Source organism: Streptomyces sp. CC224B, assembly GCF_030010595.1.
In the GTDB taxonomy this organism is placed as follows: Bacteria; Actinomycetota; Actinomycetes; order Streptomycetales; family Streptomycetaceae; genus Streptomyces; species Streptomyces longispororuber.
This window is the reverse complement of the sequence record NZ_JASCXL010000007.1, coordinates 45,812-63,256: the sequence shown is the minus strand read 5'-3', so window position 1 is coordinate 63,256 and position 17,445 is coordinate 45,812. Positions and strand designations below refer to the sequence as shown.

The following is a 17,445-nucleotide window of genomic DNA, read 5'->3' as shown; positions in this document are numbered from 1 at the left end:
GTCCACCGCGTACACGTACAGCACGAGCGCGCCCACCAGCAGGAAGCTCACCGTGCCGGGCAGGCTGCGGCCCACCGCGACCAGCACGATGCGCAGTTGGGGCAGGAAGCGGGCGGTGCGCAGCACACGCGCCAGGCGCAGCAGCCGCAGCACGGTGGTGTTCTCCCGCGCGAACGGCAGGAAGGCGCACAGGGCCACGGCCAGGTCGAAGACGTTCCACGGGTCGCGGAAGAAGGCGCGGGGCCGGTCGGCGTGCGCCCCGAGGCGCAGCAGCACGCCGACCCGGGCGGACGAGCGGGCGGGCAGGCAGGCAGGTGGACGGGCGGACGGGCGGACGGGCGGGCTCTAAGGCTTTCGCCAGATCGTCATGTCCGCCGTCAGGAAGCTGAACCCGCCGCGCGGCAGCGCCGTCGACTTCACCTGGACCACGAGCAGCGCGATGTCCCCCGAGGGGTGCTTGACACAGATCTCGCTGCCGGCGGCCACCCCGGCCAGCGGCAGCCTGCGGCTGTCGGCGCCGTCGAGCGCGATCCGGCAGGCTTCGAGGTCGGCGCCGGGCTTGCTGTACAGCATGGTGATCAGGCTGGTGCGGCTGTCCAGGTAGCAGTTGTCGCCCTCGCAGTCGAAGCGGATGTCCCCCTTGCGGTCCTTGCGTTGGACCGGCTCGTCGAAGCTCACGGACTTCTTCGCGTCCAGCCACACCTGGGGGTACGGGAGGGGCCGCGGCTTCCCGGAGCCGTCCGTGGCCGGGTCCGGCCCACCGGACCCGCGGGCCCCTTCCCCCTGTTCGCGCTCGGCCGCCGCCGTCGGCGCCGCCCCACCCGCGGCCCCCGTGCCGCCGGACGCCTCCGGGCCGGAGGTGCCGGTCCCCGCGGTCGGGGAGGTGGCCGCGCGCCGCTCGCGCGCCCCGTCCGCCTCCATGACGCGCCAGGTCAGGCCGCCGAGCACCAGCAGCCCGGCCGTCACGGCCGCGGTCGCGACGAGCGTGGTACGCCGTCGCCGCGCCCGGCCTCCGTCCTGGTCCGCGGCGGCGGGCCGGGTGGGCCACAGCGCCGTGGGCGCCGCGGAGGGCTCGGGGAGCGGCCCCGGAACGGCGACTTCCGGGCCCATGACGTCCCGCCAGACGGCTGGTCCCGCGCCCGCGTCGGCGTCGCGTCCCAGCTCCTGGCGGCACCACGCGACGACCTCCGCCGGGGTGGCCCGCTCCGTCGGAGCGGCGGCGAGGCACCGGGCGATCAGCGGCCGCAGCGGCGCGGGCAGCCGGGACAGGTCGGGCGCGTCGTGCACGATCCGGTACAGCACGCCGACCGCGGAGCCCTCCCCGTACAGCGGTTCGCCGAGCGCCGCGAAGGCCGCCGTCTGCCCCAGCGCGAAGATGTCCGTCGCCGCCGTGACCTCGCCCCCGGACGCCTGCTCGGGCGCCATGAACTGGGGCGTGCCGACGGCGGAGCCGGTGGCGGTGTACGAGCTGAACTCGGCGGCCAGCGAGATGCCGAAGTCGATGACGCGCGGCCCGTCGGCGGCGAGCAGCACGTTCGACGGCTTGAGGTCCCGGTGCACGATGCCCGCGCCGTGGATGGCCTCCAGCGCCTCGGCCACCCCCGCCATCAGCCAGAGGACCGCGGGCACCGGCAGCGGTCCGCGCCGCGCCACGGCCTGCGTCAGGGAGGGGCCGGGCACGTAGAGGGTGGTCAGCCACGGTGGCGTGCCGTCCGCGTCGGCGTCGACCAGCTCGGCGGTGTAGGCGCCCCGCACCCGCCTGGCCGCCTCCACCTCCCGGCGGAACCGCCGCCGGAAGCCCGGGTCGTCGGCCAGCTCCGGCCGCACCACCTTGATGGCCACCGGCCTGCCGCCGCGCGTGTGCGACAGGTACACCCGTCCCATGCCGCCGGCGCCGAGCCGGGCGGCGAGGCGGTAACCGGCCACGACGGGCGGATCGTCCGCCTGCAACGGCCGGAACGCGTCTGTCGCCTCGTGCATCGTTCCCCTCCCCCGGCCCCCTCGCTCCGGGAGGCGACCGACGTCAGCACCCTAAGCGGGCGCCGACCTGCGGCGTTCGGAGGGGGACCCCCTCAGGCGGCACAGCGGGGGCGGCGGGGCGGTGGCCACGCCCCCGGTGCCTGAGGGGGTCAGGGCTGCTTCTCCGGTGCGGTGAGCGGGAGTTCCGCCCAGACGACGTGGCCGGAGCCGTCGTGGGCGGGGGTCACGCCCCAGTCGAGCGCCAGCGCGGCGACCAGGGCGAGGCCGCGGCCGCTCTCGCGGGCGGGGTCCGGCGCGCGGCAGACGGGGACCGTGCGCCCGCAGGCCTGGTCCTCGACCTCGATCCGGAGCCGGTGGCCGGTCACGCGCACGCGGCCCAGGACCTGGTCGCCGAGGGCGTGCGCGACCGCGTTGGTGACGAGTTCGGAGACCACGAGCGTCGCGTCGTCGCCCACCTCGGGATCGATGTCCCACGCGGCCATCCGGTCCCGTACGTGCCCGCGGGCCGCGCGTACCGACGCGGCGACGGCCGGTAAACGGAACACGGTCGCCCGGTGCGCGGACAGGGCTCCGCGTGCGAGATCCGAAGGCGTGGGGTGGGTGGGGGAAACCACGTGGGTCGCCTTTCGTCTGCCGTCACCACACCGCCGGTGCCGGTCATGCACCGCGGCTCACGGCGCGTCACGGCCACGGCCCTTGCAGGGGCCCGCGCCTCGCCATGACGGTCTGTCAACTCCGTGCCGTCGGCCAGCCGTTCGTCACGATCACCGTGTTCCCACTGTGACACCTGTGAAGAGCGCACTGCAACAGCCCAGTTGAAAATTTCAACTCGACAGGCGCATGCTGCTCCCAACAGCCGATGATCGTGACAGACTGCGATCGAGGCAGGCCCCGGTGCGGGCGTGGACGTGGTACGGGTGCGGGGAGGTGGGGCGTGACAGCGGACACCGCGTGGGGCGGGGCTCCCTCGGTCCTGCGCATGATCCTCGGCAAACAGCTCGAGGAGCTGCGCACGCGTGCGGGCCTGACGTACGAGCAGGCGGGCGAGGCGATCGGCGTCAGCCACTCGACCATCCGCCGCCTGGAGGCGGCCAAGGTGGCCCGCCTGCGCCTGCCCGACGTCGAGAAGCTCCTGCGCACGTACGGCGTCACGGACCAGCATGAGATCGACACCTTCCTGCAGTCGGCGCGCGAGGCGAACAAGCGCGGCTGGTGGCACACGTACCGTGACGTGATGCCGGACTGGTTCGCGGCGTACCTGTCCCTGGAGCAGGCGGCGCACCAGATCCGGGCGTACGAGGCGCAGTTCGTGCACGGCCTGCTGCAGACGGAGGACTACGCCCGCGCCCTGCTCACCGCCGGGAACCCGCACGCGCCGGCCGACGCCACGGAGCGCCGGGTCGCCCTGCGCATGCAGCGCCAGGAGCTGCTGAGCCGCGCCTCTCCCCCGCACCTGTGGGTCGTGATGGACGAGACCGTCCTGCGGTGGCCGGTGGGCGGGCCCGCCGTGATGCGGGCCCAGATCGACCATCTGATCGCCGTCACCTCGCTGCCCCATGTGACCGTGCAGATCATGCCGTTCAGGAACGGGCCGCATCCGGCCATGCGGGCCGGGGCGTTCCACATCTTCCGGTTCCGCGCCCCCGAGCTGCCGGACATCGTCTACCTCAACGGCCTGGTCGGGGCCGTCTACCTGGACAAGGGCGACGACGTCGTGGTCTACCGCGAGGCACTGGACCGTCTCGGCGCCCAGGCGGCGCCCGTCAGGAAGACCGAGGCGCTGCTCGGCGCGATTCGCAAGGAGCTGTGAGTGAACCACCCGATACGCAACGGCATGCCCTCGCCGGACCTCGGCGCGCGCGGCTGGCGCAAGCCGTGGAGCGACGACGCGGGCGGCGCCTGCGTCGAAGTGAAGAAGCTGCGTGACGGGCGGATCGCGCTGCGCCAGTCGACCGACCCCGGCGGCCCCGCGCTGATCCTCACCCGCGGCGAGATGGCCCTTTTCCTCGCGGGTGTGAAGGCGGGGGACGCGGACTTCCTCTGTTAGCCACGGCCCCGGGCCGCGGGGCCCGGGGCCCGACCGTTCCGCGCAGGGCGCGGCCGTGACCGGAACGGTCCACCGAAACGCAAGCCGACGACCTGACAGGAGGAGCCGTGTCCCACGACGACGGATGGCCGGCCGACCGGATCGACACCGAGAACGCGCACTCCGCGCGCATCTACGACTACATCCTCGGCGGCAAGGACTACTACCCGGCGGACAAGGAGGCCGGGGACGCGATGGCGCAGGAGTGGCCCGCGCTGCCGATCCACATGCGGGCCAACCGCGACTTCATGAACCGCGCCGTCCGGTACCTCGCGCGGGAGGCGGGGATACGGCAGTTCCTGGACATCGGCACCGGCATCCCGACGTCGCCGAACCTGCACGAGATCGCCCAGTCGGTCGCCCCCGACTCGCGGGTCGTCTACGTGGACAACGACCCGATCGTGCTCACCCTGTCCCAGGGCCTGCTCGCCAGCACCCCGCAGGGCATGACCTCGTACATCGAGGCCGACATGCTCGACCCGGACACCATCCTGGGCGCCCCGGAGCTGCGCGGGACCCTGGACCTCGGCAAGCCGGTGGCCCTCACCGTCATCGCGATCGTGCACTTCCTCCTCGACGAGCACGACGCTCCCGGCATCGTCAGCCGGCTCCTCGAGCCACTGCCGTCGGGCAGCTACCTGGCGATGTCCATCGGCACCGCCGACTTCGCGCCGGACGAGGTGGCGCGGGTCGCGCGTGAGTACGCGGCCCGGGACATGCCCATGCGGCTGCGCACGCACGCCGAGGCCGGGCGGTTCTTCGAGGGTCTCGACCTGGTCGAGCCCGGAATCGTCCAGGTCCACAAGTGGCGCCCGGACGCGACGGGGAGTGGAATGGCGCGCAGCAGCAGCAAGGACGGCGGGAACGGCGAGGCCGTCGAGGACATCAAGGACGCGGACATCGCCATGTACGGCGCGGTCGCCCGCAAACCGTAGGGTCCGGTCCGTCGGGGCCCGCCCGGAAACCGTAGGGTCCGGCCCGTCGTGAGGGGGCCGTGGCTGCGGCCACGGCACCTGGTACGAGACCCTTGCCACAAGCCATGAAACATTGCATCACTGACCCGGACACAAGATCGGCCGATTGCTCGGCCGCCCGGCTCGGACGGGGGGTATCCGCCCATGGCGCGTACACCGGCACTCCTGGACGCCGCGGAGCGGCTCGGTCGGGAGGAACTCGCAGCACTGCAGCTCGAGCGCCTCCAGGACACGTTGCTGCACGCGTACGAGAACGTTCCCTTCTACCGGGCCGCGTTCGACGCGACGGGGCTCGGCCCCGACGACTGCCATACGCTCGCCGACCTGGCCCGCTTCCCGTTCACGACGAAGGCGGACCTGCGGGCCAACTACCCCTTCGGGATGTTCGCCGTGGAGCAGTCGGAGCTGCGGCGGCTGCACGCCTCCAGCGGCACCACCGGCCGCCCCACCGTCGTCGGCTACACCGAGCAGGACCTGTCGATGTGGGCGGACGTCGTCGCCCGCTCGATCCGGGCGGCGGGCGGGCGGCCCGGGCACAAGATCCATATCGCGTACGGGTACGGCCTGTTCACGGGCGGGCTCGGCGCGCACTACGGCGCGGAGCGGCTCGGCTGCACGGTGATCCCCGCCTCCGGCGGCATGACCGCGCGCCAGGTGCAGCTCATCCTGGACCTGCGCCCCGAGATCGTCATGGTGACGCCCTCGTACATGCTGACGCTCCTGGAGGAGTTCGAGCGGCAGGGCATCGATCCGCGCACCACCTCGCTCCAGGTGGGGATCTTCGGCGCGGAGCCGTGGACGGAGGAGATGCGGCACGAGATCGAGGAGCGGTTCGCGATCGACGCCGTCGACATCTACGGCCTCTCGGAGGTGATCGGCCCCGGCGTCGCGCAGGAGTGCGTGGAGACCAAGGACGGCCTGCACATCTGGGAGGACCACTTCTACCCCGAGGTGGTGGACCCCGTCACCGGGGAGGTGCTGCCCGACGGCGAGCTCGGCGAGCTGGTCCTGACCTCCCTCACCAAGGAGGCCATGCCCGTCATCCGCTACCGCACCCGCGACCTGACGCGCCTGCTGCCCGGCACGGCCCGGGTCTTCCGCCGCATGGAGAAGGTCACGGGCCGCTGCGACGACATGGTGATCCTGCGCGGGGTGAACCTCTTCCCCACGCAGATCGAGGAGATCGTCCTGCGCACGCCGGGCCTGGCCCCGCACTTCCAGCTCCGGCTCACCCGCCAGGGGCGCATGGACGCCCTCACGGTGCGCGTCGAGTCCCGCCCGGACACGCCGCCGGGCCGCCGCGTCACCGCGGCCCGGGAGATCGAGTGCGCGGTCAAGGACAGCATCGGCGTCTCCGTCACGGCCGAGGTCGTGGCACCGGAGACCCTGGAGCGGTCCGTCGGCAAGATCAAGCGCATCGTGGACCTCCGGAACGGCCCGGCCTGAGCCGTCCCGGGCCTTGGGTCACCGCTGCGCCAGGAAGGCCAGGACGGCCGCGGCGAAGCCTTCCGGGTCGGTCTCGTGGACGGTGTGCCCGGTGTCCAGCTCCACAAGACGGGTCCCCGGCCGCCGCCCGGCCATGGCCCGCGCCTGCCCGGCGGTGAGGACGCGGCTGCGGCGCCCCCGCACGAGCAGCGCCGGGCAGGTGCTGCCGAGCCAGTCGCGCCAGTGGTCGCCGTTGAGCGCCCGCTGCGAGGCGGCCATGTCCGCGGGGTGGAAGGCGAGTCCCCAGCCGTCGGCGTACGCGCGCACCGCGCCGGACACGTGGGGGGCCGACGCGCCGAGCGCGCGCAGCAGCGCGGCCCGGGTGGGCGCGCGCCGGGGCCAGTCCAGGCAGAAGGACAGGTCCCCGTCCGGCGCGGCGCCGATGTCCTCGACGACGAGGGCGCGGACGAGGGACGGGTGCCGGGCGGCCAGTTGGTAGGCGTTGACGCCGCCGAGCGAGTGGCCGAGTACGACGGCCTCCGTCAGCCCGAGGTGGCGCAGGGCCGCCGCGGCGTCGTCGACGTAGCCGCGCCGGGAGTAGTCCGCGGCCCGGTCCGAGCGGCCGTGGCCGCGCTGGTCCAGGGCGAGGACGCGGTACCGCCCGGCGAGGGCCCGCGCCAGGGGCGCGAACGTCCGGCCGTCGGCGAAGTGGCCGTGCAGGGCGAGCAGGGCCGGACCGGGGCCGCCGTGGTCGCGGCAGTACAGGCGCCGGCCGTCGGCGAGGGGCACGCGGACGGGGGCGGGGGCGGAGGTCACAGGGACGTGGGCGGGGCGAGGTGAGGGCCGGGCAGGGAGGGCGTCAAGGGGCGCGTGCGGGCGTCAGGCGTCCGCATACCGGTCCCGCAGCTCCCGCTTGAGGATCTTGCCGCTGGCGTTGCGGGGCAGTTCGTCGACGAACAGGACGCGTTTGGGGGCCTTGAAGGAGGCCAGGCGCGCGCGGGCGTGGGCGATGAGGTCGGCCTCGGTGACGTCCGGGGCCGCCGCACCGCGGACCACCACGGCGGTGACGGCCTCGATCCAGCGGGGGTCGGGCAGGCCGATCACCGCCGCCTCGGCGACCCCGGGGTGGGTGTAGAGGGCGTCCTCGACCTGGCGCGAGGCGACCAGCACGCCGCCGGAGTTGATGACGTCCTTCACCCGGTCGACGACGGTGAAGTAGCCCTCGGCGTCGCGCACGGCGAGGTCGCCGGAGTGGAACCAGCCGCCGCGGAACGCCTCCGCGGTCTCCTCCGGCTTGTCCCAGTAGCCCTCGCACAACTGCGGGGAACGGTAGACGACTTCGCCCCGCGTGCCGTCGGGCACCTCCTTGCCGGAGTCGTCGACGACCTTCGCCTCCACGAACAGCACGGGCCGCCCGCAGGAGTCCATCCGGCCCTCGTGCTCGCCGGGGCCGAGGACCGTGGCGAGCGGGCCGATCTCGCTCTGGCCGAAGCAGTTGTAGAAGGCGAGTCCCGGCAGCCGGGCCCGCAGCTTCTCCAGGACCGGCACCGGCATGATCGACGCGCCGTAGTAGGCCTTGCGCAGCGCGCTCAGGTCGCGGGTGGCGAACTCCGGGTGCTGGGAGAGGCCGATCCACACGGTGGGCGGCGCGAACAGGCTGTCGGCGCGGCCCGCCGCCACGAGGTCGAGGATCCGCGTGGCGTCGGGCGCGTCGAGGATCGTGTTCTCGGCGCCCACCGCCAGGTACGGCAGCAGGAACACGTGCATCTGCGCGGAGTGGTACAGCGGCAGCGAGTGCAGCGGCCGGTCGGTGTCCTCCAGGTCCAGCGCGTGGACGGCGCTGACGTACTCGTGGACCAGGGCGCTGTGGCTCATCATCGCGCCGCGCGGCAGCGCCGTGGTGCCCGAGGTGTACAGGAGCTGCGCGAGGTCGTGCGTGGCGGGCCCCTCACCGTCGTACGGCGGGGCGGTGGCGAGCCGGGTGAGCAGGGAGTCGGCCGTGTCGCGCAGGGGCAGCACGCGAGTGCCGTCCGGCAGGCGGGGCGCGAGGCCGGGGTCGGCGAGGACGAGCCCGCTGCCGGACTGCCGGACGATGTAGGCCAGGTCGTCGCCGGTGAGGTTCTGGTTGACCGGCACGTGGACGAGGCCCGCGCGGGAGCAGGCGAGGAAGCCGATGAGGTAGGCGTCGGAGTTGTGGGCGTACGCGCCGACGCGGTCGCCCGGGGCGAGACCGCTCTCCCGCAGCACGCGGGCCGCCCGCGAGACGGCGTCGTCGAGTTCGGCGTACGTCCACGCGCGGTCGCCGTAGCGTACGGCGGTGCGGTCCGGGGTGCGGCGTGCGCTGCGCCGCAGGACTCCGTCGACTGTGCTGCTGCGGACATCTGCCATGGCGTGATCCTGCGGGGGCCTGGGGCGGGGGTCAAGACACCTGCGGTGGTCGGCCTCCCCTGCGCAGCCGCCCTCTCCTGCACCTTGAGCGTCCCTCGACCCCGGCGCGGGCCGCGCCGCCCGCCCGGGCCGCGCCGCGGCGGGGCCCTCCCTCCGGTGCCGCCGGGCCCGCGTCTTGCCCAGGCCTTCGTCCCTCGGTGTGTGCCTCCTCCGGTCGTGTCGCAGGGTGCGGAGCCGTCGTGGCTGGTCGCGCAGTTCCCCGCGCCCCCAACGGGGCGCCACCACGCCCGGGCCCTCGCGTCACAGGCTGCGGAGCCGTCGTGGCCGGTCGCGCAGTTTCCCGTGCCCCTTCGGGGTGCTGCTTTCGGTCACTTCCCCGCTCGTCCCTCCAGACACTCCCGCCCGGCACTTGTACGCTCCAACAAACCCTTCCCTCATGTCAGTTGGGAGGCACGATGCGCTTGCGTACCAGAACCGCCGTGGCGGTCGGCACGGCGTTGTTGACAGTTCCCGCACTGCTTCCGCCCATCGCTGCGGCCGCGCCGGAGCGGGGTGAGCGGCCGTCGGGCGGTGGGCTTTCGGCCACGATCCGCTACACCGAGTACGGCGTCCCGCACATCCTCGCCAAGGACCACGCGAACCTCGGCTTCGGCACCGGCTGGGCGCAGGCCGCCGACCAGGTGTGCGTGCTCGCGCGGGGCTTCGTCACCGTCCGCGGGGAGCGCTCGCGCCACTTCGGGCCGGACGGCGACCCGGGCGGCGACCTGTCGTCGGCGGCCACGAACCTCTCCAGCGACCTGTACTTCCGGGGTGTACGGCAGGCGGGCACCGTGGAGAAGCTCCTGCGGCAGCCCGCGCCGCGCGGTCCGAGCCGCACCCTCAAGGAGCTGACGCGGGGCTACGCCGCGGGGTACAACGCGTGGCTGCGGCAGCACCGGGTCACCGATCCGGCCTGCGCGAAGGCCGACTGGGTACGGCCGGTGTCCGCGCTGGACGTGGCCCGCCTCGCCTACGCGGTGTCGGTCCTCGGCGGGCAGGGACGCTTCTCGGACGGCATCACCGGAGCCCGCCCCCCGGCCGCCGCGGACACGCGCCGCGCGCCCGACCCGCGGCAGGCCGCACAGGCGGCGCGCCGGCTGCTCGCCGCCGGGGCGGACGGCGCCGACATGGGCTCGAACGCGGTGGCGTTCAGCGGGCGGACCACCGCGTCCGGCCGCGGGCTGCTGCTCGGCAACCCGCACTACCCCTGGCAGGGCAGCCGCCGCTTCTGGCAGTCGCAGCAGACCATCCCGGGCGAGCTGAACGTCTCGGGCGCCGCGCTGCTCGGCACCCCCGTCATCAACGTCGGCTTCACCCGCCACGTGGCGTGGAGCCACACCGTGTCCACCGGCGTCCCCTTCACCCTGCACGAGCTGACGCTCGACCCCGCCGACCCGACCGCGTACCTCGTCGACGGCGAGCGGGAGCGGATGACGCGGCGCACGGTGACCGTGCCGGTGCGGGGCGGCGCCCCGGTGACCCGCACCCAGTGGTGGACCCGCTACGGCCCGGTCGTCACCTCGCTCGGCTCGCAGCTCGCGCTCCCCTGGACGACGCGTACGGCGTACGCCCTGAACGACCCCAACGCGGCGCAGCTGCGCACCGCCGACGTCGACCTGCGCTTCGCCACGGCCCGTTCCACCCGGGACGTGCTGCGCGCGCTGCGGGAGCGGCAGGGCCTGCCCTGGGTCAACACGGTCGCCGCCGACCGCCACGGGCACACCCTGTACACCCAGTCGCAGGTCCTGCCGCGCGTCACCGACGGCCTCGCGGCGCGCTGTTCGACACCGCTGGGCAGGCAGACGTACCCGGCGTCCGGCGTGGCCGTCCTCGACGGCGCGCGGCGCGCGTGCGCGCTCGGCACGGACAAGGACGCACTCCAGCCCGGTGTCTTCGGCCCGTCGCGGATGCCCACGCTCACGGACGCGCCGTACGCGGAGAACTCCAACGACAGCCCGTGGCTCGCCAACGCCGACCGGCCGCTCACCGGGTACGAGCGGATCTTCGGCACCGTCGGCACCGAGCGCTCGCTGCGCACCCGCGGGGCCGTCGAGGACGTGTCCGCGATGGCGCGCAGGGGCGGGCTGACGGTGGCGGACCTCCAGCGGCAGCAGTTCGCGAACCGCGTGCCCGCGGGGCACCTGGCCGCCGCCGACGCCGCGCGGGCCTGCGCGGCGCTGCCCGCGGGCTCGGCGCCGGGCAGTGACGGCAGGCCGGTCGACGTGCGCGAGGCCTGCGGCGTGATCGAGCGGTGGGACCGCACGATGGACACGGGCTCGCGGGGGGCGCTGCTCTTCGACCGGTTCTGGCGCGCGTTCACCGCGAAGGTGCCGGGCGCGCACCGGTGGAAGGTGCCGTTCAGCGCCGCCGACCCGGTCCGCACGCCGCACACGCTGAACACCGGCGCGCCGGGGTTCGCCACCGCGCTCGCGGACGCCGTGGCGGAGCTGCGCGCGGCGGGCATCCCGCTGGACGCCCGCCTCGGCGACCACCAGTTCCTGGTGCGCGGGGGCGAGCGGCTGCCCGTCCACGGCGGCCCCAACACGCTCGGCGTGTGGAACATGATCGAGGCCACGTGGCAGCCGCGGGCCGGCGGCTACACCGAGGTCAGGCACGGCTCCAGCCACATCCAGGCCGTCGGCTGGGACGCCTCCCCCTGCCCGCGGGCCCGTACCCTCCTCACGTACTCGCAGTCCTCGGACCCGGGATCGCCGCACCACGCGGACCAGACCCGCCTGTTCTCCGCCGAGCGCTGGGTGACCTCGCGGTTCTGCGAGAAGGACATCCGCGAGGCGCCGGGCCTGAGGGTGGTGCGGGTGCGCGAGCGCTGACGCCCGCGCGGCCCCCGGCCCCGTGTTCACGTGCCCGGAGGGGCGGACGAACCGGAAACGGCCCGTCCGCCCCTCCGGGGCGTTCGTTCGCTACGGAAGGCTGTGCACCTTCGGTCCGACGGCGTTCGACCACACGTGGCCCGCCGTCGCGTCCCAGTTCGTTGACCACGTCATGGCACCGCGCAGCGACGGGTACGTCTTCGACGGCTTGAAGGAGCCGCAGCCGGTGCCGCGGGTCAGGCAGTCGAGGGCGTTGTTGACGACCGACGGGGCCACGTAGCCGCTGCCCGCGCCGCGTGTCGACGCCGGGACGCCGATCCCGACCTGTGACGGGTCGAGGCCGCCCTCCAGCTGGATGCAGGCGAGCGCGGTCAGGAAGTCCACGCTGCCCTGGCTGTAGACCTTGCCGTCGCAGCCGAGCATCGAACCGCTGTTGTAGTACTGCATGTTGACGACCGTGAGGATGTCCTTCACGTTCAGCGCCGTCTGGAAGTACCCACCGGAGGTGGACTGCATGTCGATGGTCTGCGGCGCCATCGTGAGCACCATCTTCGGGCCCGCCTTCGCGGAGAGCTGGCGCAGCGCCTTCGTCATGTAGGTGGGGTTGATGCCGTTCTCCAGGTCGATGTCGACGCCGTTGAACCCGTACTCCTGCATCAGCGCGTAGGCGCTGTTGGCGAACGCGGTCGCGGAGGCGTCGCTGTTGACGGAGATGGTGCCCTTCTCGCCGCCGACGGAGAGGATCACGGACTTGCCCGCGGCCTTCTTCGCGGCGATGTCCGCCTTGAAGTCGGCGGTGGAGGCGTAGCCGACGGCCGGGTCCAGGTTGAAGGTGATCTGGCCCGGAGTGGGGGTGGCGTCGGCGAACGACACGGCGATGATGTCGTACTGCGAGGACACGTCCCGCAGCTTCTGCACGGTCGCGCCGTTGTCGAAGTTCTGCCAGTAGCCGGTCAGCGCGTGCCGGGGCACGGTGCCGTCGCCGCCGCCGTCGCCCTTGGGGGTGCGTACGGACACCGGCGACGACTTCGCCGACTCGCCCGCCGCGTTCGAGGCGCTCACCTGGAAGCTGTACGTGGTCTCCGGCGAGAGGCCGGTGACGGTCGCCGAGGCGCCACTGGCCGAGGCGACCTTCGTGCCGTCGCGGTAGACGGTGTACCCCGTCGCCGTGGACGACGGCGTCCAGGACAGCTCCACCGACGTGGGCGTCGTCGTGCCCGCCGCGAGGCCGGCCGGGACGGGGGGTATCTCGACCGGGTCCGGGCCGCCGCCCCCGTCGGGTCCGAAGACGCTCACGTCGTCCACGTAGTAGGCGCTCTGCCCGTACCAGCCGTGTGTGTACACGGTGACCGAGGTGGTGTTCGCGCCGGTGGTGAAGCTGGTGGAGAGCTGCTGCCAGGACGAGGTGCCCGGCGTCCAGGTCGACACGTCCGTGGTGCCGGTGCCGCGGGCGCCGAGGTAGGCGTAGCTGCCCTGCACCCAACTGCTCAGCTTGTACGTCGAGTTCGGCTTCACCGCGACGATCTGGGAGCACTCGGCGGTGCCCTGGCCGGACGGGGTGGCCTTGAGCGCCTTCGCGCCGCCGTGCACAGGGGACGTGACGGCGGCACCGCTGTTCGCGGCGCAGGTCCAGTTGCTCAGGTCCGCCTCGAACCCGGCGTTCTTGGCGACGTTGACGTCCGCCGCCGCGGCACCGGCCGCTCTGGTGCTCACGGTCTGGGCACCGGCCGCGCCGGTGTCCGCCGGCTGCGCGGGCACGGCGAGCGCGGTGACGGCGAGCGCGGCGGCCGCGCCGACGGCCGTCGCCGCGCCGATCCTCCGGCGGACGCCGGGTCTGTCCTGACGTACACGGCTCACGGGGGGCCTCCTGGGGGGAAGAGGTGGAGCACACGGGCGACGACGGTGGCCACCGCCACTCCGCGCATAGTTGGTCCAGACCAATCGAGTTGTCAAGACCTCTGCCCGACGCGCGTTCGGCGTGCGGCTGCGGGGCCAGGGAAGCGACGGGCCCTAGTCCCGCCGCGCGGGCCCGAAGGCGGGCGGTCTCCGGTCTCCCCCGGCAGGCCCGGCGTCGCCGTCCTTCCACTCCGGGTCACGGGCGCAGGGCACGGTGGCGCCGCCGGTGAAGTACTCGCGGTCCGGGTACCAGGTGAAGGACATGCGCTCGTCGCCGTCGTCCCGCTGGACGAACAGGTCCCAGGACCCGCCCCGCTCGCCTTCGCGGTAGGACGTGACGCTCCAGCCCTCGTCCCTGAGGAACCGGTGCAGGCGGCGCAGGCCAGGGACCGCCTGGCTCGCCGGCACGTGGTCGAGCGCCCACGTGTGACTCATCGAGTAGGCGCCGTCGACGATGTCGTCCTCGAGCCCCAGCAGGCCGCCGTCGTAGCAGAAGGCGGTGCCGAGCGTGTTCTGCGTGCTGACGCCGGTGTCCTTGACCCCGGGTTCTATGGTGCGCTTGAAGCCCATGACGGTGTAGGCCTCCTGGGACCGCTGGAGGGCACGGTCCGCCATCTCCTCGGGTGCGACGCGGGGGAAGTCCGTCGACGCCCATGAGCCCCATGCGAGCGTGCCGACGACAAGGAGCAAGCCGACGAGCGTGACGCCGCCACACCCCCAAGCGCCGAGGGGGCGGGAGGAGTCCCCGGGCTCGGGCGTGTCAGGGGCGGGCGCAGGGCCGGGCGCGGTGTCTTCCGGCATACGGGCACCCTAGGAAGGCGTGGCGGCACGGCGGATGGGTGCGGCGACCAGCTCGACGTGAGTACGCGTACTCAGGTGGCCTGCGCGGCGAGGGGTGTCCGCACCTCCCGGCGCGGCGGTGGGGGTTACGGTTTGTGTGTCACCCAGAGCAGTTCCGCCGGCCAGCGGTGTGCCCAGTCGGGTGGGTCGGTTGCGTTGTAGCCGTTGGGTGTTCCGCGGTCGGGGCGCGGCTCGATGAGGTCGTCGATGACGAGGCCCGCGCCGCGCAGGACCCTGACCCAGTCGCCGTAGGTGAGTTGGTAGCTGGTCGCGCCGTCGCCCTCGGCGATGGTGTCCAGACCGAAGTAGTCCTGCCGCAGCGTCGTGGTCACGCGGCCGGCGGCTTCGTCGTAGCACGCTTCGAACCAGGGGCTGGCGACGTTGAACACCAGGCGCCCGCCTCGGCGCAGGACGCGGGCGGCCTGCGGGACGGCCAGGTGCGGGGGCGCCCAGCTCAGCCCGCCGAAGTCGCAGAACACCAGGTCGAAGCTGTCGTCGGCGAAGGGGAGCCGCTCGGCGGCGCCCTGCACCAGCGGGTAGCGGTCCGTTCCCATCGCGCGGGCCGCCGCCGCGAGTTGGGCTTCGGACAGGTCGAGCCCGACCACGGTGGCGCCCTCGGCGGCGAGCGCCCTGGACCACTGGCCGGCGCCGCAGCCGAGTTCGAGGACGCGCTTGCCGGTGACGTCGCCGAGGGCGTGCAGGTGCGCGTCGGGGATGGAGTACATGCCCCACAGCCGGGGTGCGGCGCCGATCTGCGGGTCGTGTTCGTGCTGGTAGGCGCTGCTGATCCGGTTCCAGAACCGCCGGTTGGCGGGGATGCTGTCCACGCGTCGACTCCAGCACTGCCTGCCGGGGGCGGTCAACACGATTAAGGCATCGGCCGGCCCTCCCCCGGGCATCGCCGGCGTCGGCACCCGGTCACCACGGAGGCATATGCGGTAGTTGTCCGTACAACCATTCGCCTGCTCCACGGGTCGAACGCGCGACACACCGGCAACACCCGATGGGGGAGCTTTGAAGAAGTTCACGGCAGCGCTGACCACGACCCTCGTGGCCTCCTCTGCCACGCTGATCGCCGTGCCCGCGGCGCACGCGGGCGGCGGCGACTCCCGCGGCCGGACGGAGACGGTGCAGGAGGGCGGCACGATCTACGCCTCCTACGAGCACATGTCCTCCGCTTTCCGCCCGGAGGACGTCACGCTCAGGATCCACGAGAAGAACAAGTCCGAGGTCCTGGCCGACGTCCGCCTCGTAGGCACCGACAAGTGCCCCGCCACGAGCGACTGCTACGAGGACGTCTTCCGGTCCGAGCCCGTCACCCTGCCCGCCATGGGCTCCTACGTGATCGACGTCGTGGCCAGGGAAGGACAGCCGGACGAGGTCGTCCAGCGGGCGACCGGCCACCTCAACTACGGCCTCAACCCCAGGCTGACCCTCAGCAGCGACCACCCGTGGGCCTCCTACGACAACCGCACCGTCAAGGTGTCCGGATCCCTGGTGGCCGAGGACCCGCACACCCACGAGGTGAAGCCGTTCACCGGGGTGGGCCTCTACTACCGCGCCCGGGAGACCCGAGACGAGGGATGGGTGTGGACGAACGACGCGGGGCGTTTCACCACCACCGCGTACCACGACGAGAACAGCCCCGCCGCCACCACGTTCGAGTACATGGTCGACGAGCAGTACGAGTCGCTGAGCCTTCCCTTCCGCAAGCAGGAACTCAAGTTCGAGGTGGACGCCCCCACGGGCACGGTCACCGCCCCGTACGGCAGTGAGATCCCCGTCCGGGGCAAGCTCACCCGCGTCGCGGACGACGGCACCGAGAAGCCCCTCGCCGCGGAGGTGCGGATCGGCACCGGCCCCGGCGCCGGCACCATCGCGCGGACCGGCCAGGACGGCATCCTGACCACGGGCTACACCGTCAGGCAGGGCGGGCAGGTAAGTATCCGGCCGACCGAGTCGAACTGGTTCACCGCGCCGGAACCGCACTCCTTCACGGTGGCCAGGCCCTCCCGGACGAGCAAGCTGTCGAACGTCGAGGGCAAGGTGGACAAGTACCGCAAGGTCACCTTCACCGGCAAGCTCGGCGTCACGGAGGGCTCGTACCCGGCGGGCACCAAGGCGGAGATCTCCATCGACCACCGCCCCGCGGGCGGGTCCTGGACGAGCACCGGCACCTTCGACGCCGCGTACGGAGCCTCCTTCACGGCGTCCTCGCCGAAGAAGGCGGACTCGGGCGCCCAGTGGCGGCTGCGCCTCGTCCACGCGGGCGTGGACGGTACGAGCGTCAAGCTGGGGCGCGCGTACACGAAGATCTGGAACGACGGCGTCTCGCCCGAGGGCGTGCGCAAGGGCGCGACGCTCACCGCCAAGGGCGGCCTGATGCACAAGCCGGGCTCCACCTGGCGGCCGTACGCCGGGCAGCGGATCCGCGTCTGGTTCAAGGCCAAGGCGGCCGGTTCCGCGTGGAAGGAGCTGGGCGGCACCAAGACGCGGAGCGACGGCACGTTCAGCAAGAAGTTCACCGCGCAGCAGGACGGCACCTGGCAGATGCGGTACACGGACACGGCCCCGACCCACTACGCGGACCACGGGACCGAGGACTACGTCGACGTCCGTTAGCGAAGCCGCGTCCGCCGGCGAAGCCCACGTCCGCCGGCGAAACCCGCGTCCGCCGGCGAGCGGCGACCGCGTACCAGGCGGCCTCCCGGAATCCGTCCGGGAGGCCGCCTTCGCCAGTGGCTCCGGGCCCTGTTCCCCCTGCGGGAGCGGCGGCACCGGCGCGTCCCGCGGCAGTACCGCCGCACGCCGGGTCCACGGCGATGGCCGCGGGGCGCTGGTGCGCGCCCGCCCTCATGTGGTTGTCTGGCTCCATGACCGTGCTCGTGACCCGCCGCCACGTTGACTACGGGCGTGTCACCACCACGTGTTGTCCGACCGCGAGCTGAGTCCGCGCTCCGGTCCTCGGCCAGTTCCCCCTCCCCCG

13 protein-coding genes and 1 pseudogene are annotated in these 17,445 nt (G+C 73.3%); 6 read left to right on the top strand and 8 right to left on the bottom strand.

What is annotated here, in order from left to right:
* Nucleotides 1-3 precede the first annotated feature (3 nt).
* From QK440_RS04805 to QK440_RS04795, 3 genes and pseudogenes are all read right to left on the bottom strand, one after another.
* Nucleotides 4-276 (bottom strand): annotated as a pseudogene (locus QK440_RS04805) (ion transporter); the annotation flags it as partial.
* Nucleotides 277-345: 69 nt separating this feature from the next.
* Nucleotides 346-1,980 (bottom strand): serine/threonine-protein kinase, encoded by a 1,635-nt coding sequence (locus QK440_RS04800; protein ID WP_282791685.1) that lies wholly within the window; start codon nucleotides 1,978-1,980, stop codon nucleotides 346-348.
* A 149-nt stretch (nucleotides 1,981-2,129) separates the two neighbouring features.
* Nucleotides 2,130-2,525 (bottom strand): ATP-binding protein, encoded by a 396-nt coding sequence (locus QK440_RS04795; RefSeq protein ID WP_282791684.1) that lies wholly within the window; start codon nucleotides 2,523-2,525, stop codon nucleotides 2,130-2,132.
* A 389-nt stretch (nucleotides 2,526-2,914) separates the two neighbouring features.
* On the opposite strand from QK440_RS04795, the gene QK440_RS04790 reads away from it, so the two are divergent.
* The 4 genes from QK440_RS04790 (at nucleotide 2,915) to paaK (ending at nucleotide 6,486) form a co-directional block, all read left to right on the top strand.
* Nucleotides 2,915-3,790 carry a helix-turn-helix transcriptional regulator gene (locus QK440_RS04790; RefSeq protein WP_282791683.1) on the top strand — a complete coding sequence of 292 codons (876 nt, stop codon included), beginning with the start codon at nucleotides 2,915-2,917 and terminating at the stop codon, nucleotides 3,788-3,790.
* Between the two features lie 24 nt (nucleotides 3,791-3,814).
* A complete protein-coding gene (locus QK440_RS04785) occupies nucleotides 3,815-4,027 on the top strand; it encodes a DUF397 domain-containing protein (protein ID WP_282791728.1) in 213 nt (70 codons plus the stop codon).
* A gap of 107 nt (nucleotides 4,028-4,134) precedes the next feature.
* Nucleotides 4,135-5,001, top strand: a complete 867-nt coding sequence (locus QK440_RS04780) for an SAM-dependent methyltransferase (RefSeq protein WP_282791682.1) — start codon at nucleotides 4,135-4,137, stop codon at nucleotides 4,999-5,001.
* A 183-nt stretch (nucleotides 5,002-5,184) separates the two neighbouring features.
* Nucleotides 5,185-6,486, top strand: a complete 1,302-nt coding sequence (gene paaK, locus QK440_RS04775) for a phenylacetate--CoA ligase PaaK (RefSeq protein ID WP_282791681.1) — start codon at nucleotides 5,185-5,187, stop codon at nucleotides 6,484-6,486.
* A gap of 18 nt (nucleotides 6,487-6,504) precedes the next feature.
* On the opposite strand, the gene QK440_RS04770 is transcribed toward paaK, so the two are convergent.
* Nucleotides 6,505-7,281 (bottom strand): alpha/beta hydrolase, encoded by a 777-nt coding sequence (locus QK440_RS04770; protein WP_282791680.1) that lies wholly within the window; start codon nucleotides 7,279-7,281, stop codon nucleotides 6,505-6,507.
* Nucleotides 7,282-7,344: 63 nt separating this feature from the next.
* Entirely contained in the window at nucleotides 7,345-8,853 is a 1,509-nt protein-coding gene (locus QK440_RS04765; RefSeq protein ID WP_282791679.1) for an acyl-CoA synthetase, read from the bottom strand.
* Between the two features lie 455 nt (nucleotides 8,854-9,308).
* Between QK440_RS04765 and QK440_RS04760 the strand changes: the two genes are divergently transcribed.
* Nucleotides 9,309-11,723: a penicillin acylase family protein gene (locus QK440_RS04760; RefSeq protein ID WP_282791678.1), complete on the top strand. Its 2,415-nt coding sequence runs from the start codon at nucleotides 9,309-9,311 to the stop codon at nucleotides 11,721-11,723.
* A gap of 90 nt (nucleotides 11,724-11,813) precedes the next feature.
* Here the strand turns inward: QK440_RS04760 and QK440_RS04755 are convergent, their stop codons facing one another.
* From QK440_RS04755 to QK440_RS04745, 3 genes are all read right to left on the bottom strand, one after another.
* Complete coding sequence (locus QK440_RS04755; RefSeq protein WP_349239263.1) at nucleotides 11,814-13,580, bottom strand: glycoside hydrolase family 18 protein; 1,767 nt, start codon at nucleotides 13,578-13,580, stop codon at nucleotides 11,814-11,816.
* 153 nt (nucleotides 13,581-13,733) lie between these two features.
* Nucleotides 13,734-14,420 carry a hypothetical protein gene (locus tag QK440_RS04750; RefSeq protein ID WP_282791677.1) on the bottom strand — a complete coding sequence of 229 codons (687 nt, stop codon included), beginning with the start codon at nucleotides 14,418-14,420 and terminating at the stop codon, nucleotides 13,734-13,736.
* Between the two features lie 125 nt (nucleotides 14,421-14,545).
* The gene (locus QK440_RS04745; protein ID WP_282791676.1) at nucleotides 14,546-15,286 is read right to left on the bottom strand and encodes a class I SAM-dependent methyltransferase; all 741 of its coding nucleotides are present in this window, start codon (nucleotides 15,284-15,286) and stop codon (nucleotides 14,546-14,548) included.
* 187 nt (nucleotides 15,287-15,473) lie between these two features.
* On the opposite strand from QK440_RS04745, the gene QK440_RS04740 reads away from it, so the two are divergent.
* Nucleotides 15,474-17,081, top strand: a complete 1,608-nt coding sequence (locus QK440_RS04740) for a hypothetical protein (RefSeq protein WP_282791675.1) — start codon at nucleotides 15,474-15,476, stop codon at nucleotides 17,079-17,081.
* Nucleotides 17,082-17,445: the final 364 nt, after the last annotated feature.